Below are 21,456 nucleotides of genomic sequence, written 5' to 3'. Positions count from 1 at the left end.
TATGGGCGCTATGTGTCTTTTTTACACACTGTCACATGAACGTCGCCCCGCGCGTGGCACCGGAGGATCGCCCCGGTGACCCCCCGCAAGCGGCCCACCGGCTCCGGCCCCCGCCCCACATCCGCCGCCGCCCCGCACAAAGGATCATCCGGCTCCGCCGGGGAGGGGGCCCCCGCTGAGCAGGGTCCGCCCGACGGTGCTCCTCCGTCGCCGCAGCCCGCGGGTTCCACGTCGCGGCGCCGTAAGCAGCGGCCCACGGCCCCTGCCGCGGACCGTTCCTCCCGGCCCGGGACGGACGAGGCGACCGCGGGCAGCGCCGAGTCCAGGTCGGGAAAGGACCGCTCGCCCGACCGTGCCGCACGCGCGGCCAGCGGCGCCAAGGGCGCCCGGACGGACCAGGACCAGGCGCCCGCAAGCGGCACGGGCTCCGGGCAGAGAAGGGACCGTACGCCGAGCAGCGCCGCATCCACAGGCGGCGGGCGCCGCCCCGCGGGAGCAACCGGCGTGCGAACCTCGGGCCGCACGGCAGCCAAGACGGGGACAGCCGTCGCGGAACGCCCCACCGGCCGCCCGACCACGGGCCCGGCCGCGACTCCGGCCGGGCGAACGGCCACCGCTACAAACCCCGCCGGGCAGGCGGCACCGGGCGCAACCGTCACTCCGAACACGGCTACGGCCACACCTCCCGCGCCCGCGCGGAAGGAGTGGGCGGGCGCCGGGGTGGGCATCGGTGCGCCGCCGGCGGTGATCGGGGTGCCGGTGGCCGCGCGGGGGGCGGCGACGCCGGAGGAGGCGTTCGACGCGCTGCACGCGTACTGCGCCGGCGGGCTCGTACGGCAGGTGCGGGTGCTGACGGGGAATCCGCGGCTGGCGGAGAGCGCGGTGGGGCGGGCGTTCGACCAGGCGTGGCAGCGCTGGCCCGAGGTGGCGGGCGACGCGGACCCGGTGGGCTGGCTGCGGGCGAGCGCGTACGCGTACGCGCTGGCGCCCTGGCAGCGGTGGGTGCCCGCGCACCGGCACCGGCCGGACACGGCGCCCGAGGCGCCCGGGGCGGCGAACGCGCTCCAGACGGCGCTGCTGGGGCTGCCGCCGGAACAGCGCCGCGCGCTGCTCCTCTACGACGGCCTCGGCCTCGACCTGCCGGAGACGGCCGCCGAGATCGAGTCGTCCACGCTCGCGACGGCGGCCCGTATCACCCATGCCCGTACGGCCCTCACGGAGGCCGTGCCGGAGCTGAGCGAGGACGGCCAGCCGCTCTCCGTGAGCCTGGGCGAACTGCTCGCCGACACCGGAACCGGGGAAACCGCGGCGGGCGCGGGCGTACGGGACGCGAGCGAGCGCGGCGTCAGGCACCGTACGGTCGCGGCCCTCGCCCTCACCGCGGTGATCGTGATCGCGACCGCCGTGACGATGGTGACCGCCCGCGACCACGCCGAACCGCTGACGCCGCGTCACCAGCCCGCCGCCGACACCCCGGGCGCCCCGCGCTCCGTCGACGGGTCGCCGCAGGACCCGCGCCCGTACGTCCTGACCCGCCTGGACATCGGCAAGCCGCCCCTGCGGTAGAAGAACGGCGTGGGTCCGGCCCCCCTTCGCAGGGGGCCGGACCCACGCCGTTCGATCAGCGCAAAGCCGACCGCAGGTCAGCCGGCCAGGATCGCGCGCGCGAGGCGCGCCGTCTCGGACGGGGTCTTGCCGACCTTGACGCCCGCGGCCTCCAAGGCCTCCTTCTTGGCCTGGGCCGTACCGGAGGAGCCGGAGACGATGGCGCCGGCGTGGCCCATGGTCTTGCCCTCGGGCGCGGTGAAGCCGGCGACGTAGCCGACGACCGGCTTCGTCACGTTCTTCTCGATGAAGGCCGCGGCCCGCTCCTCGGCGTCGCCGCCGATCTCGCCGATCATGACGATCAGGTCGGTGTCGGGGTCGGCCTCGAACGCGGCGAGCGCGTCGATGTGCGTGGTGCCGATGATCGGGTCACCGCCGATGCCGACGGCGGACGAGAAGCCGATGTCGCGCAGCTCGTACATCATCTGGTACGTCAGCGTGCCGGACTTCGACACCAGGCCGATACGGCCCGGCTTGGTGATGTCGCCCGGGATGATGCCCGCGTTGGACTGGCCGGGGGTGATCAGGCCGGGGCAGTTCGGGCCGATGATCCGGGTCTTGTTGCCCTTGGCCTGGGCGAGCGCCCAGAACGCGGCGGAGTCGTGCACCGCGACGCCCTCGGTGATCACCACGGCGAGCGGGATCTCGGCCTCGATGGCCTCGACGACCGCGTCCTTGGTGAACTTCTCCGGGACGAAGATGACGGTCACGTCCGCGCCGGTGGCCTCCATGGCCTCCTTGACGGAGCCGAAGACCGGGACGTCACCCTGGTCGAAGGTGACGGAGGTGCCCGCCTTGCGCGGGTTGACGCCGCCGACGATGTTGGTGCCGTCGGCGAGCATGAGCGTGGTGTGCTTCATGCCGGTGGCGCCGGTCATGCCCTGGACGATGACCTTGCTGTCCTTGGTCAGGAAGATAGCCATGGTTGTCGGTGTCCTCGTCCCTTACTTCGCAGCCAGCTCGGCGGCCTTGTCGGCCGCTCCGTCCATGGTGTCCACGCGCTGCACCAGCGGGTGGTTCGCGTCGGACAGGATCTTGCGACCCAGCTCCGCGTTGTTGCCGTCCAGACGTACGACCAGCGGCTTGGTCACGTTCTCGCCCTTGGACTTGAGCAGCTCCAGGGCCTGCACGATGCCGTTGGCGACCTCGTCGCAGGCGGTGATGCCGCCGAAGACGTTGACGAAGACGGACTTGACGTCCGGGTCGCCGAGGATGATCTCCAGGCCGTTGGCCATCACCTCGGCGGACGCGCCGCCGCCGATGTCCAGGAAGTTGGCGGGCTTCACGCCGCCGTGCGCCTCGCCGGCGTAGGCGACGACGTCGAGGGTGCTCATGACGAGACCCGCGCCGTTGCCGATGATGCCGACCTCGCCCTCCAGCTTGACGTAGTTGAGGCCCTTGGCCTTGGCCTTCGCCTCCAGCGGGTTGGCGGCGGCCTTGTCCTCCAGCGCCTCGTGCTCGGGCTGCCGGAAGGCGGCGTTCTCGTCCAGCGAGACCTTGCCGTCGAGCGCGACGATCTTGCCCTCGCCGGTCTTGACCAGCGGGTTGACCTCGACGAGGAGGGCGTCCTCCTTGACGAAGACGGTCCACAGCTGCTGCAGGACGGAGGCGACCTGGTCGGCGATGTCGGCCGGGAACTTCGCGGCGGCGACGATCTCGGCGGCCTTCTCTGCGGTCACGCCCTCGAGCGCGTCGACCGGGACCCGGGCCAGCGCGTCCGGGTTCTCCTCGGCGACGACCTCGATCTCGACACCGCCCTGGACGGAGGCCATGGCGAGGAAGGTGCGGTTGGTGCGGTCCAGCAGGAAGGAGACGTAGTACTCCTCCTTGATGTCCGCGGTCTCGGCGAGCATGACCTTGTGGACCGTGTGGCCCTTGATGTCCATGCCCAGGATCGCGTCGGCCTTGGCCACCGCGTCGGCCGGGTCGGCGGCCAGCTTCACGCCGCCGGCCTTTCCGCGGCCGCCCACCTTGACCTGGGCCTTGACGACCGCACGGCCGCCCAGTCGCTCCGCCACCGCGCGCGCCGCCTCAGGCGTGTCGATGACTTCACCGGCCAGCACCGGTACACCGTGCTTGGCGAAGAGGTCCCTCGCCTGGTACTCGAACAGGTCCACGCGCGTCCGTCTCCCTTTTCCCTGGTTTCTGGGTTTCCCGGGTTTCCCTGGAATTCGGCCGGGCGCAAACCGCTGCCGCCGGATGTGCGGCGCTGCTTGCGTCCTGGCCTGATCTGCCTGGGCGTGCCGCTACGGGCAGGGCGACTGCACTGTCACAAGGGAAGCGCACACGGTGACCGAGTACGCGGCATGTCCGTCTCGCAGGTTATCGCCGAGGGCGGTGGCGGGCTAAATCGCAGATCACATGAGAGCGGTGAGAACGGTCACAGATCACCGGTCCGGTGGCCGTTCACGCCTTCGATCCTTCGTGCCTTCGCTCCGTTTCGCTCCGTCCATGCGGTCGCTCACGCTTCCGGTATCGGGATCGGGCGCTTCTCGATCGCCGCCGCCATGACGTCGGGGAAGAGGTCGGGGGTGCAGGCGAAGGCGGGGGCGCCGAGCGCGGCCAGCGCGGCGGCGTGCTCGCGGTCGTAGGCGGGCGCGCCCTCGTCGGACAGCGCGAGCAGCGCCACGAACTGCACGCCCGCCGCTTTCATGGCCGCCACCCGCTTGAGCATCTCGTCGCGGATGCCGCCCTCGTAGAGGTCGCTGATCAGGACGACGACGGTTTCGGCCGGACGGGTGATGAGCGACTGGCAGTACGCCAGCGCCCGGTTGATGTCGGTGCCGCCGCCGAGCTGGGTGCCGAACAGCACGTCCACCGGGTCATCGAGCTGGTCGGTGAGGTCGACGACGGCGGTGTCGAAGACGACGAGCTTGGTGTCGATGGACCGCATCGAGGCGAGCACGGCGCCGAAGACGGACGCGTAGACGACGGAGGCGGCCATCGAGCCGGACTGGTCGATGCAGAGCACGACGTCCTTCTTCACCGCCTGGTCGGCGCGGCCGTAACCGATCAGCCGCTCGGGGACGATCGTGCCGTGCTCGGGGAGGTAGTGCTTGAGGTTGGCGCGGATGGTGCGGTCCCAGTCGATGTCCCGGTGCCGGGGGCGGCTGATCCGGGCCGAGCGGTCCAGGGCGCCGGTGAGCGTGGCGCGGGTGCGGGTGGCGAGCCGCTTCTCCAGGTCGTCCACGACCTTGCGGACGACGGCCCGCGCCGTCTCCTTCGTCGTCTCGGGCATGGCCTTGTTGAGGGAGAGGAGGGTGCCGACGAGGTGGACGTCCGCCTCGACCGCCTCCAGCATCTCCGGCTCCAGCAGCAGCGCGGACAGACCGAGCCGGTCGATCGCGTCGCGCTGCATGACCTGGACGACGGAGCTGGGGAAGTACGTGCGGATGTCGCCGAGCCAGCGGGCGACCTGGGGTGCGGAGCCGCCGAGCCCCGCCGAACGCTCCTGCGTACGGCCGTTGCGGTCGGCCGCGCCGCCGCCTCCGCCGTAGAGGGAGGCGAGCGTACGGTCCATCGCCGCGTCGCGGCCGGTCAGGTCGTGGCCGGTGCCGTCGGCGGAGCCGCCGCCGAGCACGAGCCGCCAGCGGCGCAGCCGCTCGTCGGTGTCAGTCATCCGCCTGGTCCCCCTGGTCCTGGTGCGGCCGCGCCGCGAGGTCGGTCGTGGTCGTGGTGCCCAGCAGCAGCCGGACGGTGTGCAGGACGGCGTCGGCGCGGGCCGCGTCGAGGTCGGTGCCGAAGCCGGGCAGGCCGGGGTCGGACGCGGTGGCCGGGCGACGGGCCATGGACGAGCCGCGCCGCACCAACTCCCCCACGCTGCGCCGTACTCCGGGCTCGAACTCCGCGAAGGTCCGGCGCAGCAGCGGCAGCACATCGGTGAACGCCGAGGCGGGCACGGCCGCCAGCCAGCCGTCGACCAGGGCGAGCAGCCGCTCGTCGTGGACCAGCAGCATCCCGCCGCCGGACAGGAAGCCCTCGATCCACGCGGCGCCCTCCGCCGGGCCCGTACCGGGCGACAGCGCGAGGCCCATCAGCCGGGCCGCGTCCTCCGCCTCGATCCGGCCGTCGTCCATGAGCAGGCGCGTGGCCGCGCCCCGCAGGAGTCCCGGTATCGCCCCGTCCCGCTCGGCCAGCGCCCGCAGCGTCCCCGCCCACCGCTCCCGAAGGTCCGCGCCGGGGGCCTCCGCGGTGACGTCGGCCGCCGGGCCGGAGGGCCGGGCCTCCGGGAGGAGGCCGATCGCGCGGTGGACCTCGTCCATGTGCGTACGCAGCGCCGCGGCGCCGTCGGCGTCCAGGCCGACGCAGGCCGGCGGGAAGCCGACGCAGATGCGGGAGGCCAGGCCGCGGGCGACGCTGCCGAGGGCGGCGGAGTCGGTGCCGCGCACATCGCCGTAGCGGACGGCGCGGACCAGCGCGGGCAGGGCGGCGGCCAGGTGCGCGACGTCCGCGTCGAGGGCGGCGCGGTCGGCGAGCACCCGCATGACGACCGGGAGGGCGTCGGACAGGCCGGCCAGCAGGCACTGTTCGGCCACGGCCGTGACGTCGGCGAGCGCGTCGCTGTGCACGGCAGCGTCCTCCGCCTTGGCGGTGGCGGCGGACAGCACCGTCGTGCCCCAGATCCCGGCCTCGGCGATCTTCACCGCCAGCTCCGGCTCCCAGCGCAGCCGCCAGGTCTCCCGGAAGGTGCCCTTGCCGTGCCGGGCGACGGCCGGTTCGCCCCAGCCGATGCCGAGCAGCGCGAGGCGATGCAGGAGGCGGCTGCGGCCCGCGTCGATGTCCTTGCGCAGGTCGAGTTCCAGCTCCTTCTCCAGCGCCTCGGGCTTCAGCCGCAGGCTGCGCTGCTCGCGGGCCAGGTCGCGGGCGAGCGGCACCGCGGGCGCGTCCGGCGGCACTTCGCCGAGCACGTCCCCGACGACCAGCCGGTCCTGGATCAGGGCGAGCGGCACGTCGGAGCCGTCGCACATCACCGCGCGCACCGCGTCGGTGGTCTCGCCGAGCCCGGCGAGCGGCCGGCCGCGCATCGCGGCGAGGGTGTCGGCGAGCCGGACCGCCTCGATGACGTGTGCGGACGAGACCGGGAAGTCCTCCTCCCTGAGCAGCCCTGCCACCTTCGTCATCCAGCGGGTGACCGGGCGGTCGGGGGCGCTGAACAGGTGCCGGTACCAGCCCGGGGAGTCGATGCCCGCGCCGTAACCGCTGGCCCGCGCCAGGCGGCGGTGGGTCCACGGCACCCAGGTCGTCTCGACCTTCACCTTGGGCAGGCCCTTGAGGAGCTGCCGGTCGGCGGTGGCCGTGGTCCGCGCGGTGAGCGCGGGGACGTGCCAGGCGCCGCACACCACGGCCGTCCGCTCGTACGCCTTGCGGGCCTCGCGGACCCGCAGCCGCATGTGCGCCTCGCGCTGCGGGTCCTGGGTGTGGCCGCCGTCGCCGTACGTCTCGCGGATCGCCGCCATCGCGTCGGCGAGGGCGGCGAAGGGGGTGAGGGCGTCGCCGCCCTCCGCCTCGGCGCGGTGCTCGACCGCGTCCTCCCACCATCGCTCGGGGTCGTCGTAGCCCGCGGTCCTGGCCAGGACGGCCAGCGGGTCGATCCGCACGGCGGCGGCTTCGGTTTCCGCTTCTTCTTCTACGGCTTCTTCCGCTTCTTCCGCGGCTTCTTCGGCGGCGGCGCGCAGGGCGAGGGTGTGCGCGGCCGGGAGGTCGATGAAGCGGACGTCGGCGCCCGCTTCCGCCGCCCAGCGGATCGCCACCCACTCGGGCGAGAATTCGGCGAAGGGCCAGAATCCGGCCCGTGCCGGGTCGTCCACGGCGTGCGCGAGCAGCGCGACCGGCGGCCTCATCCCCTCCTGGCCCGCCAGCCCCACCAACGCGTCGGCCTCCGGCGGCCCCTCGATCAGCACCGCCTGCGGCCGGTACGCCTCCAGCGCCGCCCGCACGGCCCGCGCCGACCCGGGCCCATGATGCCGCACCCCCAGCAGCACCAGTCCCTCATCCTGCCGACCGCGCCCACCTCGCTCGTCCACCACCACGTCCCGCCCCCTGTCCACGCCACGGCCACCTGCCTCCGCCCCTCCACCCGCACGAGCCGGGCCACCGGCCGGCCGGGACCCGTCCACCGCGTGGCCCACGGCCCGCCCCCGCGGGGCAGCCGCGATGCCCACCGCCGCGTCGCCGCGAGGCGAGGTCGCCGGAGCCAGCCCCGCAGGAGCCGTGGTTGTCACCGCGCCCCGGATGCCGTCCGCGCCGTGGCCGGGCGCCTCCGCCCCTCCACCCGCACGAGCCGGGCCACCGGCCGGCCGGGACCCGTCCACCGCGTGGCCCACGGCCCGCCCCCGCGGGGCAGCCGCGATGCCCACCGCCGCGTCGCCGCGAGGAGCCGGTCCCGCAGGGGCCGTTGTCGTGGGTGCCGCGCCGGAGGCGGTCATGCCGAGACCTCACGGCAGGCGCGGTAGAAGTCCTTCCAGCCGTCGCGTTCGCGGATGACCGTCTCCAGGTATTCGTGCCAGATGAGGCGGTCGGCGGCAGGGTCGCGGACGACGGCGCCGAGGATGCCGGCGGCGACGTCACCGGCGCGCAGAACGCCGTCGCCGAAGTGGGCGGCGAGGGCGAGGCCGTTGGTGACCACGGAGATCGCCTCGGCCGTGGAGAGGGTGCCCGAGGGGGACTTGAGCTTGGTGCGGCCGTCCTCGGTGACGCCGCCGCGCAGTTCGCGGAAGACGGTGACGACCCGGCGGATCTCGGTGGCGCCGTCCGGGACGGCGGGCAGGTCGAGGCCGCTGCCGAGCTGGTCGACCCGGCGCGTGACGATGTCGACCTCGTCCTCCGCGGAGGCGGGCAGCGGCAGCACGACCGTATTGAACCGGCGGCGCAGCGCGCTGGACAGGTCGTTGACCCCCCGGTCGCGGTCGTTGGCGGTCGCGATCATGTTGAAGCCGCGCACCGCCTGCGTCTCGGCGCCCAACTCCGGTATCGGCAGCGTCTTCTCGGACAGGATCGTGATCAGCGAATCCTGGACGTCGGCCGGGATACGGGTCAGCTCCTCGACCCGCGCGATCCGCCCCTCGGCCATCGCCCGCATGACCGGGCTGGGCACCAGCGCGTCGCGGCTGGGCCCGTTGGTGAGGAGCTGCGCGTAGTTCCACCCGTAGCGGATCGCCTCCTCGGGCGTGCCCGCGGTGCCCTGGACCAGCAGCGTCGAATCGCCGCTGATCGCGGCGGCGAGGTGCTCCGACACCCATGTCTTCGCGGTGCCGGGCACGCCGAGCAGCAGCAGCGCCCGGTCGGTGGCGAGCGTCGTCACCGCCACCTCGACGATCCGCCGCGGGCCCACGTACTTCGGTGTGATCACCGTGCCGTCGGGCAGTGTGCCGCCGAGCAGGTAGGTGGCGACGGCCCACGGCGAGAGATTCCACCGGGCCGGGCGCGGCCGGTCGTCCGCCGCGTCGAGCGCCTTCAACTCGGCCGCGAACGCGTCCTCCGCGTGCGGCCGCAGGGCCTGCTCGGCGCCGGTGCCGCTGTCCGTCGCGACACCCGTCGTACCGGTCATGGCTCTCCCCCACTCCATCCGTCGGACCCGCGTGGTCCGAGCTGCTCACCACGATGCACCCGACCACTGACAATCGGTCACAGCGCGCCATCTCCGCAGGTCAGCGCGATTGTCAGTGGGGGGTCCTACCGTCGTGGGCATGGAGACGGAAGCACGGTGGACAGCGGATCAGGTCCTGGCGCTCGCGCCTGACGCCGCATCACGCAAGGCGGGCGCGCGGCTCGCCACACCCGCGCCGTGGTCCGGTACGGGGACGGCGGGGACAGCGGTGTGGGGGCTGTGCTCGGGCAGCGGCAGCAAGCCGTACCAGACGGTCGTGGACGTGAACGGGCCCGCGTACCGCTGCAGTTGCCCGAGCCGCAAATTCCCGTGCAAGCACGCGCTGGGGCTGCTGCTGCTCTGGGCCGAGGGCGCGGCGGGGCCGGTCGGCGCGGGTGAGCTGCCGGAGTGGGCGGGGCAGTGGGTCGAGGCCCGGCGGAAGAAGGCGGAGACGGCGGCCGAGTCCGCCGCGGTCAAGGCCGAGTCGGGTCCTGCCGATCCGACGGCGGCGCGGCGGCGGGCCGAGCGGCGGGCGGTCCGGGTGGAGGGGGGCGCGGCCGAGCTGGAGCAGCGGCTGACCGATCTGCTGCGCGGCGGCCTCGCGGGCGCGGACCGCGCGGGGTATCAGCAGTGGGACGAGATCGCGGCCCGCATGGTCGACGCGCAGGCGCCGGGACTGGCCACGCGGGTACGGGAGTTGGGGACGGTGGTGGCCGCGGGCGGGGACTGGCCGTCGCGGATGCTGGAGGAGACGGCGCTGCTGCATCTGCTGGCCCGCGGGTTCCTGGGCCGGCAGGGGCTGCCGGGACCGCTGGCCGACACGGTACGGGCGCGGGTCGGATTCACCGTCGACACCGCGGAGTTGCTGGCCGGGCCGACGATACGGGCGCCCTGGCAGGTGCTCGCGCAGTACGACAGCGCCGACGAACGGCTGACCACCCGCAGGATCTGGCTGTACGACGCGGGCGCGGCCCGCTTCGCGCTGCTGCTGTCCTTCGGTGCGGCCGGGCGGGCGCCCGAACTGGCCCTGCCGGTGGGCGCGGTGCTCGACGCCGAGCTGGCCTACCACCCGGCGGCGCTTCCGCTGCGGGCCGCGCTCGGCCCGCAGCACGGCACCGTCGGCTCCGGCGGCGCGCCGGCCGGCGGCACCGTCGACGCGGCCCTCGCCTCCTACGGCACCGCCCTCGCGGACGATCCCTGGCTCGACGCCTGGCCCGTCGTCCTGTCCGGTGTGGTCCCCATACCGGGCCCGACCCGCTGGCAGCTCGCCCACCCGGACGGCACCGACGCCGTCCCCCTCACCCCGGCCACCACCGGCCTGTGGCGCCTGGCCGCCGTCTCCGGCGGCCACCCGGTCACCGTCTTCGGCGAGTTGGGCCCCACGGGCCTGCACGCCCTGGCCGCCTGGCCGGACGCGGGCGAGACGGTGCCCCTCTGAGTCGGGGCGGGACATGCGCGCGCGGCGCGGGCGCCGGCGGCTGCAACGGCAAGGCCGTCGGGGCCTCGCGGGAGGGGAAAGTGGTGGCCGGTCGGGCGAGGAGGGCGTCTCGCGGGTGCGGAGGGGGCAGTCGCGCGGCGGGCTATGGGAATGGGTTTCGGGATGGTGCGGTGAAGGGGGAAAGAGATGAGCATCAGGTGGGACGACCTGGTCGGAAGTGCGCTGCTCGGTACGGAGCGGCGGCGGCCGGCGATTGTGGCGGGGGACGCGGACGAGGCCGCGGCCGGGCTGTTGGACGCCGCGGCGGCGGGGGTGGTGCGGCGGCGGGCCGGGGTACGGCCGGGGGTGGCGCGGGAGCGGCCGCCGCTGGCGGCGCCTGACACCCGGCCGGCGTTGCCGGAAGCGGCCCGGCGGCGGCTGGGGAGGCTGCTGGCGGACCGTACGGGCGGGGGTTCGGGCAACCGGCGGGGGTCGGCGCCGAATCTGGCGGAGCTGCTGCCGCAGTGGCTCGCCGAGGCCGTCCGGCTCGGCTACGGCGCGCCGGACGAGCTGCTGCCCGCGCTGCTGGACGCGGCCAGGGCACGGACGGATCTGCGGGCGGACGCCGTGGCCCTCGCGGGCCCGCGCGGACTGTGGCTTGCGGGGCTCAATCCGGACTGGAAGTTCGTGCTGCGCTCGGGCCACCGCGGCCTGACGGCGGCCCCGGAGGACCCCGAGGCGGTGCGGAAGCTGTGGGAGGAGGGCCTGTTCGCGGAGCGCGTCGCGCTGCTGACCCGGCTGCGCCCGGCCGACCCGGCCGGGGCGCTGGCGCTGCTGGAGTCCACGTGGAGCGGTGAGCGGGCCGAGGACCGGCTGATGTTCCTCGACTCGCTGCGGGTGGGCCTGTCGGCGGCCGACGAGCCGTTCCTGGAACGGGCGTTGACCGACCGCAGCCGCAATGTCCGCTCCACGGCGGCCGAACTCCTGTCCGCGCTGCCGGACTCGGCACTGGCCGGGCGGATGGCGGACCGCGCCAGAAGCTGTGTGTCGCTGGGGCCGGAAGGCATCACGGTGGAGGCGCCGTACGAGTGCGACGCGGCGATGGAGCGGGACGGGGTGGCGCCCAAGCCGCCGAACGGGCGGGGCGAACGGGCTTGGTGGCTCGGCCAGTTGGTGGACGCGGCGCCGCTGTCGGCGTGGCCCGCCCGCTTCGGCGGCCGGAGCCCGGCCGAGATCATCGCGCTGCCGGTGCTGGACGACTGGAAGCCCGATCTGCATGCGGCCTGGTGCCGGGCGGCCGTGCGGCAGCACGACACGGAGTGGGCGCGGGCCCTGCTCGGCCCGCCCCCGGCGCAGGCTTCGCCGGTGGCGGCGGTCGGTGATCCGGCGAAGCTGCTGTCGATCCTGCCGGAGGCCGAACGCGCGGCCTGGGTCGCGGATTTCATCGCGACGCACGGGTTGTCCGAGGCTTTCCAGATGCTCGGGGTGTGTGCGGTGCCGTGGACCGAGGCGCTGGGGCGGGCCGTCGTGGACGCGCTCGACATCGCGCGGGACGCGGGCAGCTATCCGTGGAGCTTCAGCGGTGTCATGGGGCTGGCCGAGCGGTGTCTCGACCCCGGGGCGTCCGAGCAGGTCGCCGTCCTCAGCGCGGCCGCCGAGGAGTCGCCTGACGGCTCGCCGGGCGCCGGTGCCTACTGGTCCGAAGCTTTTCAACGTCTGACCGGTACGTTGCGCTTGCGCGCGGTGATGCTTGCCGAATTGCGGGGCTCCGGCACGTGAGTGCCCCGCCGGGGCCGCGCCCCTGAAAAGGGCGCCCTCTCCACTCCGGCACCCCTGCCAAGGTGACTGCCCCGCTGAGGACGGCCCCGGTCCGCCGGTGCGCCGTGGCCGAGCGCGCAGTTCCTCGCGCCCCTGCCGGGGCGCGGGGGTGGGGCTATTCGGCCCGAAGGGCGTTGGCTCGGACCCATTCGACGGCCGTCGTCGTCGGGGTGCCCGGGGTGAAGATCTCGGCTACGCCGAGGGCTTTGAGGGGGGCGATGTCGGCCTCGGGGATGATGCCGCCGCCGAAGACCTTGATGTCGAGGGCGTCGCGCTCGCGGAGGAGGTCGAGGACCTTGGCGAACAGGGTCATGTGGGCGCCGGAGAGGATGGACAGGCCGATGGCGTCGGCGTCCTCCTGGATGGCGGTGTCGACGACCTGCTCGGGCGTCTGGTGCAGACCGGTGTAGATGACCTCCATACCGGCGTCGCGCAGAGCGCGGGCGATGACCTTGGCCCCGCGATCGTGACCGTCGAGACCCGGCTTGGCCACCACCACGCGGATCGGACCGGACACACCCATCACTGCCTCCATGCGTACGGCTCGCGGGCCGGGGAGGCCCACCGTGTGAACGAACGTTATCGCCCTGATCGGCCGCCCGTCAGTTTCGCGCGACCCAGCGAGGGGGAAATCACACACAGGAACACATTCACCACGGGCCGGTCGCGGGGACCGACCCGCTGCCGCAGAGCCGCTGCCAGGACGCCGTGGATCCGCGCTCACAGCCGCAGAGCGCGGACCACGGCCTCCGCTCCGGCCCGCCGGCAGGGCACGCGGGGCCTCAGGGCCCCGGAGAGCGTGCCGTGACGGGAGGTGGGCCATGACCGTGGAAGCAGCCGACGCACCGGGACCGTCCCATCCGCTCGCCGGGCTTCTGCACGGCGCCGCGCTGGTCAGGGCCACCGCGCTCGACCTGGCGATCCTCGCGGGCCATCTGCTCCTGTATCCCACCGGCATCCTGCCGGCCAGGACGGCCGCGCCCGCGCCGCCCCGTACACCCGCGATCGGCCCCGCGCCCGGCGGCACGCTGCGGCTGCCGGCTGAGGGCCGGGCGCACCCGCCCGTGGTGATGCTGCACGGCTTCGTCGACAACCGGTCGGTCTTCACACTGCTGCGCCGCTCGCTGCTGCACCACGGCTGGACCCGGGTCGACGCGCTCAACTACTCCCCGTTGACCTGTGACATACGCGGCGCGGCCGAGCGCCTCGGGCGGCATGTGGAGCGGATCTGCGCGGAGTCCGGGCACAGCCGCGTCGATCTGGTCGGGCACAGCCTGGGCGGGCTGATCGGCCGCTACTACGTGCAGTGCCTGGGCGGCGACGCCCGGGTGCGGACGCTGGTCACGCTGGGTACACCGCACACCGGCACACGGGTGGCGCCACTGCTCTCCCCGCTGCCGATCGTGCGGCAGATGCGGCCGGACTCGGCGCTGCTGACGGAGCTGTCCGGGCCGGCGGCCGGCTGCCGGACCCGTTTCGTGTCGTTCTGGAGCGACCTCGACCCGCTGATGGTCCCGGTGGCGGCGGCGCGCCTCGAACACCCGGATCTGTCGGCCGAGAACGTCAGGGTGCGCGGCATCGGCCATCTCGCCCTGCCCGTGCACAGCGGAGTGGCTGCTGAGATACGGGAGGCGCTGGCCGGAAAGGGTCTGCGGAGGGCCGCGATCGACGCCGCATAACGGACACGTAACGGTCGAATATCAACCGAACACCGGGCAAGGCGGGCGCCAGGTCACCGTCGGAGATTGTCGGCGCCGGGTACGGGGAGCTACAGTCGCCGCTAATTCTCCTGCTGCCTAGGCGAAAGAGAAGCTGGCGGTGAACGAACGTCCTGCGTCGGGGTACGCCCCCGACTACGACGCCTACGGGTACGACCCTTATTCCACGGGCACGTACCAGACCGTCGGCACCGCCTTCGCCGACGCCGACCCGCTCTTCGGCCCGGGCCCCGACGCGACCGGCAGCTACTCGTACGTCCAGCAGCCCGCGCAGACCCCGCCGTACGGCCAGGGCTACGACCAGCAGCCGCACATCCCGGCGCAGCAGCAGCCCGCCGACCCGTACGCGTACGACCCGTACGCCACCGGCAACTACCAGACGGTCCCGGGCGGCACGTACGACACCGGCACGTACAGCGCCACCGGCGGGTACGACACCGGGACGTACGGCACGGGCACGTACGACACCAGCACCTACGCGGCCTACGACCCGTACGCGGCGCAGGGCGCGGGGGCGTACTACGACACGGGTACGTACGACAGCACCGCCTTCCAGCAGCAGCCCGCGCCGCAGCAGGAGTGGGACTCGGGCGCGTATCCGCAGTACGGCTACGGGTACGGCTATGACGCCGGTGGTGACACCGGGATATACGAGCAGGTCCGCGACGAGGCCACAGCGGCCCCGGCGGCCGAAGCGGCGCACGCGACGCGGGAGTTCGAGGCCGTCGCGCCGACCCCCGAGACCGAGGACGTCCCCGACACGTACGAGCCGTACGCCGAGGATGTTCCGGACACCTTCGACGCCTACGCCGTCGCTGAGGCCCACGGCATCCATGACGACGAACCCGCCGTCGAGCACAGCTACGCGGAGCCGTATCCGGCGGACGGCGAGCCGGTGGCGCGCAGCAGGCGGCGCAAGCCCGCGCGGCGCTCGGCGCTGCTGACCGTGGCGGTGCCGTCGGTCGCGGTGATGGGTGTGGCGGCCGTGGGCGCGGCGGCGGTGGCCGGGGTCGGCATGGCCGACTCCTCCAAGACGCAGGCGGACGGCGCCGGGACGAAGACGACGAACGCGCCGACGACGCAGCTCGACCGGCAGCTCGCCGGGGTGAGCGCGGACGCCGACGACTTCGCGACCCGCGCCAGCCGTACGCAGGAGCGCATCGACCTCAAGGACCGCGAGGCGGCGGCGAAGAAGGCCAAGGAGGAGGCCGCGGCGCGCAAGGAGGCGCTGCGCCCGAAATTCCTGCTGCCGGTGAAACAGAAGGGGCTGAGCGCCTACTTCGGCCAGGCGGGCGTCAACTGGATGGCGCTGCACACCGGGATCGACTTCCCCGTGCAGGTCGGCACCCCGGTGATGGCGGTCACGGACGGCACCGTCCGCACCCAGTGGAACAGCTCCTACGGGAACATGGCGATAGTGACCGCCCCCGACGGCACGGAGACCTGGTACTGCCACCTCAGCAGCACCAAGATCCGCAGCGGTTCGGTCAAGGCCGGCACCGTCATCGCCTACTCCGGCAACACCGGCAACACCACGGGCCCGCACCTGCACCTGGAGGTCCGCCCGCACGGCGGCTCCCCCATCGACCCGCTACCGTGGCTGCTCTCGCACGGCCTGGACCCGCGGTAAGCGGACCCCCCTCCGACCGGCCCGTAGCCGCTACAGCTTCTCCACCGGCGCGTACCGCAGCAGCAGTTGCTTGGGCCGCTCGTCGCCGAAGTCGATCGTCGCCTTCTCGTCGCCCGCCTGGCCCGTCACGGACACGACGGTGCCGAGGCCGAACTGGTCGTGCGTGACACGGTCGCCGACCTTGAGCGAGATCACCGGCCGGTCCCCCGCCGCGCGGCGCGTCGCGAAGCCGCCGGTGCCCGAGCGGCCCCGCCCGGTGACCACGGAGGCCAGCGAGGCCGCGGCCTTGCCGATCGCGTCGGAACCCGAACCGGAGCCGGAGCGCGGACCGCCGCCCGGGGAGCCGCCGGTCCGCTTCCACTGGATCAGCGTCGCCGGGATCTCCTCCAGGAAGCGCGACGGCGGGTTGTAGGCGGGCTGGCCCCAGGCGCTGCGCATCATCGAACGGGTCAGATAGAGGCGTTCGCGGGCGCGCGTGATGCCGACGTAGGCGAGCCGCCGCTCCTCCTCCAGCTCCTTGACCTGGCCGAGCGCCCGCATGTGCGGGAAGACGCCGTCCTCCATGCCGGTGAGGAACACCACGGGGAATTCCAGGCCCTTGGCGGTGTGCAGCGTCATCAGGGTGATGACGCCGCCGGATTCGTCCTCGTCGGGGATCTGGTCGGAGTCGGCGACCAGCGCGACGCGCTCCAGGAAGTCGGCCAGGGTGCCGGGCTCGTCCGCGTCCCGCTCCTGCTCGAACTCCAGGGCCACGGCGGCCAGTTCCTGGAGGTTCTCCACCCGGGTCTCGTCCTGCGGGTCGGTGCTCGCCTGCAACTCCGCCAGATATCCGGTGCGTTCCAGTACCGCTTCCAGGACGACCGCCGGGCCCGCGCCGGATTCCACGATGGTCCGCAGTTCCTCCAGCAGCGTGTTGAAGCGCTTGACGGCGTTGGTGGAGCGCGCGGCCATGCCGTACGCCTCCTCCACCCGGCGCAGTGCCTGCGGGAAGGTGATCTGCTCGCGGGCGGCCAGCGCGTCGATCATCGCCTCGGCGCGCTCGCCGATGCCGCGCTTGGGCACATTGAGGATGCGGCGCAGCGGCACGGTGTCCTCGGGGTTGGACAGCACCCGCAGGTACGCGAGGACGTCGCGGACCTCGCGGCGCTCGTAGAAGCGGACGCCGCCGACGACCTTGTAGGGCAGGCCGACCCGGATGAAGACTTCCTCGAAGACCCGGGACTGCGCGTTGGTGCGGTAGAAGACGGCGATGTCGCCGGGGCGGGCGTCGCCGGCGTCGGTGAGCCGGTCGATCTCCTCGGCGATGTACTGCGCTTCCTCGTGCTCCTGGTCGGCGACGTATCCGATGATCGTCGGGCCGTCGCCGGACTCGGTCCACAGATTCTTCGCACGCCGTCCCGCGTTGCGCTCGATCACGGCGTTGGCGGCCGACAGGATCGTCTGCGTGGAGCGGTAGTTCTGCTCCAGCAGGATCGTGCGGGCCTGCGGGTAGTCCTCCTCGAACTGGAGGATGTTGCGGATCGTGGCGCCGCGGAAGGCGTAGATCGACTGGTCGGCGTCACCGACCACGCACAGCTCGCCCGCCTCGTCGCCGGTGCCGACCAGCTCGCGGACCAGGGTGTACTGGGCGTGGTTGGTGTCCTGGTACTCGTCGACCAGGACGTGCCGGAAGCGCCGCCGGTAGTGCTCGGCGACGTCGGGGAACGCCTGGAGCAGATTGACGGTGGTCATGATGATGTCGTCGAAGTCCAGCGCGTTGGCGTCCCGCAGCCGCGCCTGGTACATCGCGTACGCCTCGGCGAGCTTCTTCTCGAACGCGTTCTCCGCGGTGGCGGCGAAGGTCTCCTCGTCGATCAGCTCGTTCTTGAGGTTGGAGATCTTGGCGCTGAAGGACTTCGGCGGGAACTGCTTGGGGTCCAGGTCCAGGTCCCGGCAGACCAGCGCCATCAGCCGCTTGGAGTCGGCCGCGTCGTAGATGGAGAACGACGAGGTGAAGCCGAGCGATTTGGACTCGCGGCGCAGGATGCGCACGCACGCGCTGTGGAAGGTGGAGACCCACATCACATTGGCGCGCGGTCCGACCAGGGCCTCGACGCGCTCCTTCATCTCGGCCGCGGCCTTGTTGGTGAAGGTGATGGCCAGTATCGAGCCGGGGTGCACGTGCCGGGCGCCGAGCAGATAGGCGATCCGGTGCGTGAGCACCCGGGTCTTGCCGGAGCCGGCGCCCGCGACGATGAGCAGCGGGCCCCCGGTGTGCTCGACGGCGGCGCGCTGCTGTTCGTTGAGCCCTTCGAGCAGCTGCGCGGGGTCGGTGGCGGGCCGCGCGGCGCCGTCGCGGTAGTGGGTGTCCCGCCCGGCCGCCTGCGGCGGGGGTCCGTCGAACCGGCCGCCGAACAGGTCGTCCGGTACGTGCTCGCCACCCGGCCCGTCGTCCTCCGGGGGCGGCGGGGCGGTGGGGTCGGCGGGCTCGGGGGCCACATGCAGACCGTTCAGGAAGCTGTCGTCAAAGAGGCTGCTCATCGCTCACCGAGTCTAGATGCCGCCACCGACAACCAACCCCTATACCCCGTAGTCCCGTTACCACACTCCGTGACAATGAGAAATGATTACGAAAAGGTATCGGGCCTATCGGACACCGCTCTTCACATCGGCGCCGCGCGTTGGCTACGGTCTCGCACCAGCAGCGTCCGGTCGGGCGTTCGCAGCGTCCGGATGGGCGTCCGAAGGGAGTCCGTGCGCCATGGCGACACACCGTAAGGCTCGCGCCGCGATCCTCAGCACCCCCGGCCCCCGTACGGCGGTGGGGCTCACGACGGCCGCACTGGCCACCGTGACCCTGTTCGCGGAGAGCGCGAGCGCCGAGCCGGCCAAGCCCGCCCAGCCGTCGATCGCCGAGGTGAAGGCGAAGGTCGACGCGCTGATGCACCAGGCCGAGGTGGCGACGGAGAAGTACAACGGCACCAAGGAGCGGGCGGACGCGCAGAACGCGAAGGTCAACCGGCTGCTGGCGCAGGCCGCGCAGAAGACCCAGCAGCTGAACGACTCCCGCCGGGTGCTCGGGCAGTACGCCGCCGCGCAGTACCGCACCGGCGGCGACGACTCCACCGGGCGCTATCTGCTGGCCGCCGACCCGCAGTCGATGGTCGACCAGGTGCACCTGTCGGACGTGCTGAGCCGGCGGCAGCAGAAGGCCGTCGAGTCGTACCGGGTGCAGCAGGCCGCGGCCACCCAGCAGCGCATCGAGGCGGCCAAGAGCCTGGCCACCCTCACCACCCAGCAGGCCGAACTGCGCACCGCCAAGCAGGATGTGCAGACCAAGCTGGGCGCCGCGCAGAAGCTGCTCAACAGCCTCAACGCTCAGGAGAAGGCGCGACTGGCGGCGCTGCGGGCCAAGCAGGAGGAAGAGGCCCGCAAGAAGGCCGCCGCGATCGCGGCCAAGGAGAAGGCGGCGGCCGAAGCCGCCGCGAAGGCCGCGGAGCAGAAGAAGGCGGCCGGTACGACGCCGAGCACGCCCAGCACACCGGGCAGCAGCTCGTCCAAGGCCGACCAGGCCATCGCCTTCGCCCGCAAGCAGCTCGGCAAGCCGTACGTGTGGGGCGCCACGGGCCCGACGTCGTACGACTGCTCGGGGCTCACGCAGGCGGCCTGGAAGGCGGCCGGGGTCGACCTGCCGCGCACCACCTGGGACCAGGTGAACGTCGGCACCCGGGTGTCGGAGTCGAACCTCCAGCCGGGCGACCTGATCTTCTTCTACAGCGACATCAGCCACGTCGGCCTCTACATCGGCAACGGCGAGATGATCCACGCGCCGCACACCGGCACCGTGGTCAAGATCGCACCGATCACCGAAATGCCGTTCTACGGAGCGGTCCGTCCCGCATAGTCCGGTTGCGCCCCGGATCGTACGGCCATACGCGTCCGGCATAGTCCGACTTGTCCGGACGACGCCCGCTCACAAGCAGTAAGATCACAAAGCGATTTCGGTCACATTGCGATCCAAACTTCCCAAGGCTCGCACAAGTTGACTACGGTAGCCCGCTAGGTGGTGAGCTTCCCCGTCGGCGAGAGAGTCGACAGCGAACCACCTCCGCTCAATCCGGCCCCGGCCGGAGCCGGGGACCCACCGAGCACGTGGGGTGAATCGGGACAGGCGCCGCGAGGCGTCGGAACCGTAGGGCGACCTTCAGCCCGAACCCGTCAGCTAACCCGGTCGGCGGTATTCGGAAGGAGTCGCCTCCCTTGGCGTCGCACCGCAAGCCGCGTCCGCGCATCCTGGCCTCCGCCGGGCCCAAGGCCGCCGTCGGTATCACCACCGCGGCCCTCGCGTCCGTCACCCTGCTGAGCGAGAGCGCCAACGCCGCGCCCGCCAAGCCGCAGCCGACCATCGCCGAGGTCAAGGCGCAGATCGACAAGCTGAACGAGGACGCCGAAGTCGCCACGCAGCACTTCGACGCCGCCAAGGAGAAGACCGACGCGCAGCGCGCCAAGGCCAACCAGCTGATGGACCAGGTCGCGCAGAAGACCGCGAAGATGAACGACACCCGCCGGGTGCTCGGGCAGTACGCGGCGGCGCAGTACCGCGACGGCGGCCTGGACCAGACGACGCAGCTGCTGCTCACCGACGACCCGGAGAAGTTCCTCCAGACGTCGCACATGATGGACCGGATGTCCGCCACGCAGGAAGAGGCGCTGGCGACCTTCAAGGTGCAGCAGGAGCAGGCGTCCATCCAGCGCGCGCAGGCCACCAAGAGCCTGGACGAGCTGACCACGGCGCAGAACAAGCTCGCGGCCGAGAAGAAGAACGTCCAGACGAAGCTGGCCGCCGCGCAGAAGCTGCTCAACACGCTCAACGCCGAGCAGCGCAAGAAGCTCGCCGCGATGCACCCGACGACTTCCAGCTCCGGCAACTCCACGGCGAGCAACGTCAGTTACACCTACAACGGCCCGGCGTCCGGCCGCGCCGCCGCCGCGATCCAGTTCGCGATGTCGCAGCGCGGCAAGCCGTACGTCTCCGGCGCCACCGGCCCCGGCTCGTACGACTGCTCCGGGCTCACCCAGGCCGCCTACCGCGCCGCCGGCATCACGATCGGCCGCACCACCTGGGACCAGGTCAAGGACGGCGTGGCCGTCTCGCAGTCCGACCTGCGCCCCGGCGACCTGGTGTTCTTCTACTCCGGCATCAGCCACGTCGGCATCTACATCGGCAACGGCCAGATCGTGCACGCCCCGCACAGCGGCGCGGTCGTCGAGGTCGCCCCGATGAGCTGGATGCCCTTCGCCGCCGCGCGCCGCATCGCCTGACGCGGCGCATTGCGGATCGCCCGGCGCGACGCCTTGCGGATCGCCTGACACCACGGCTTGCAGATCGCCCGACGCATCTCATAGCACCGCGCGCCCCGGTCGGCCGCCCGGCCGGGCGCTTCGGTCAACGCAGGTGCGGATACGGCCGGGTCACCCGTCGAACGGCGGTCGGTTGCGGTCGGGAGGCGGTCGAATTGGGACAGTCCCGGTCTCCTTCCCCTGGACGGCCCCCGCCGAGGTTTAGCGTCGCTCCCCAGGTGGCCGATCCCCACTGCCGTCAGGACCGTGACGGCACCGGCCGCCCCCGCCGAAGGCCCGGCGGCGTCCTGCTCCCCCGTGCAGGCGCCGTCGGGCCGCGCGGGTCCTCCGGAGCACTGGAAGG

At 72.9% G+C, this 21,456-nt stretch carries 14 protein-coding genes and 1 riboswitch; of the genes, 7 read left to right on the top strand and 7 right to left on the bottom strand.

Features of this window, described 5'->3' with window-relative positions:
• Positions 1-720 precede the first annotated feature (720 nt).
• Complete coding sequence (locus tag BM076_RS11200) at positions 721-1,566, top strand: sigma factor-like helix-turn-helix DNA-binding protein (RefSeq protein WP_093713285.1); 846 nt, start codon at positions 721-723, stop codon at positions 1,564-1,566.
• A 77-nt stretch (positions 1,567-1,643) separates the two neighbouring features.
• On the opposite strand, the gene sucD is transcribed toward BM076_RS11200, so the two are convergent.
• The 5 genes from sucD to BM076_RS11175 all read right to left on the bottom strand — a co-directional run bounded on the left by sucD (position 1,644) and on the right by BM076_RS11175 (position 9,151).
• Positions 1,644-2,528 (bottom strand): succinate--CoA ligase subunit alpha, encoded by an 885-nt coding sequence (gene sucD / locus BM076_RS11195; protein WP_093713284.1) that lies wholly within the window; start codon positions 2,526-2,528, stop codon positions 1,644-1,646.
• 21 nt (positions 2,529-2,549) lie between these two features.
• Positions 2,550-3,722, bottom strand: a complete 1,173-nt coding sequence (gene sucC / locus BM076_RS11190; protein ID WP_093713283.1) for an ADP-forming succinate--CoA ligase subunit beta — start codon at positions 3,720-3,722, stop codon at positions 2,550-2,552.
• 344 nt (positions 3,723-4,066) lie between these two features.
• A complete protein-coding gene (locus BM076_RS11185; protein ID WP_093713282.1) occupies positions 4,067-5,224 on the bottom strand; it encodes a VWA domain-containing protein in 1,158 nt (385 codons plus the stop codon).
• Entirely contained in the window at positions 5,217-7,634 is a 2,418-nt protein-coding gene (locus BM076_RS11180) for a DUF5682 family protein (protein WP_407640646.1), read from the bottom strand. The genes BM076_RS11185 and BM076_RS11180 overlap by 8 nt, the downstream gene beginning before the upstream one ends.
• Positions 7,635-8,026: 392 nt before the next feature.
• Positions 8,027-9,151: an ATP-binding protein gene (locus tag BM076_RS11175; RefSeq protein WP_093713280.1), complete on the bottom strand. Its 1,125-nt coding sequence runs from the start codon at positions 9,149-9,151 to the stop codon at positions 8,027-8,029.
• Positions 9,152-9,290: 139 nt separating this feature from the next.
• Between BM076_RS11175 and BM076_RS11170 the strand changes: the two genes are divergently transcribed.
• Together BM076_RS11170 and BM076_RS11165 are read left to right on the top strand one after the other, a co-directional pair.
• Complete coding sequence (locus tag BM076_RS11170) at positions 9,291-10,628, top strand: SWIM zinc finger family protein (protein ID WP_093713400.1); 1,338 nt, start codon at positions 9,291-9,293, stop codon at positions 10,626-10,628.
• 186 nt (positions 10,629-10,814) lie between these two features.
• Entirely contained in the window at positions 10,815-12,386 is a 1,572-nt protein-coding gene (locus tag BM076_RS11165; RefSeq protein WP_093713279.1) for a DUF5691 domain-containing protein, read from the top strand.
• A 154-nt stretch (positions 12,387-12,540) separates the two neighbouring features.
• On the opposite strand, the gene BM076_RS11160 is transcribed toward BM076_RS11165, so the two are convergent.
• Entirely contained in the window at positions 12,541-12,948 is a 408-nt protein-coding gene (locus tag BM076_RS11160; protein ID WP_093713278.1) for a cobalamin B12-binding domain-containing protein, read from the bottom strand.
• 298 nt (positions 12,949-13,246) lie between these two features.
• Here BM076_RS11160 and BM076_RS11155 point away from each other — a divergent pair, with 298 nt between their 5' ends.
• Both BM076_RS11155 and BM076_RS37380 read left to right on the top strand, forming a co-directional pair.
• Positions 13,247-14,104: an alpha/beta fold hydrolase gene (locus BM076_RS11155; RefSeq protein ID WP_093713277.1), complete on the top strand. Its 858-nt coding sequence runs from the start codon at positions 13,247-13,249 to the stop codon at positions 14,102-14,104.
• Between the two features lie 139 nt (positions 14,105-14,243).
• The gene (locus BM076_RS37380) at positions 14,244-15,773 is read left to right on the top strand and encodes a M23 family metallopeptidase (RefSeq protein ID WP_245795961.1); all 1,530 of its coding nucleotides are present in this window, start codon (positions 14,244-14,246) and stop codon (positions 15,771-15,773) included.
• A gap of 30 nt (positions 15,774-15,803) precedes the next feature.
• Here BM076_RS37380 and pcrA read toward each other — a convergent pair whose 3' ends face one another.
• Positions 15,804-18,293 carry a DNA helicase PcrA gene (pcrA, locus tag BM076_RS11145; RefSeq protein ID WP_093713276.1) on the bottom strand — a complete coding sequence of 830 codons (2,490 nt, stop codon included), beginning with the start codon at positions 18,291-18,293 and terminating at the stop codon, positions 15,804-15,806.
• Positions 18,294-18,513: 220 nt separating this feature from the next.
• Here pcrA and BM076_RS11140 point away from each other — a divergent pair, with 220 nt between their 5' ends.
• The gene (locus BM076_RS11140) at positions 18,514-19,656 is read left to right on the top strand and encodes a C40 family peptidase (RefSeq protein ID WP_093713275.1); all 1,143 of its coding nucleotides are present in this window, start codon (positions 18,514-18,516) and stop codon (positions 19,654-19,656) included.
• A gap of 195 nt (positions 19,657-19,851) precedes the next feature.
• A riboswitch (cyclic di-AMP (ydaO/yuaA leader) is annotated at positions 19,852-20,004 on the top strand.
• Positions 20,005-20,012: 8 nt separating this feature from the next.
• A complete protein-coding gene (locus tag BM076_RS11135; RefSeq protein ID WP_093713274.1) occupies positions 20,013-21,074 on the top strand; it encodes a C40 family peptidase in 1,062 nt (353 codons plus the stop codon).
• Positions 21,075-21,456: the final 382 nt, after the last annotated feature.

Source organism: Actinacidiphila alni (genome assembly GCF_900112845.1).
Taxonomy (GTDB): domain Bacteria; phylum Actinomycetota; class Actinomycetes; order Streptomycetales; family Streptomycetaceae; genus Actinacidiphila; species Actinacidiphila alni.
Note: the sequence above shows the minus strand (reverse complement) of the source record. Positions and strands in the feature narration are given on the sequence as shown.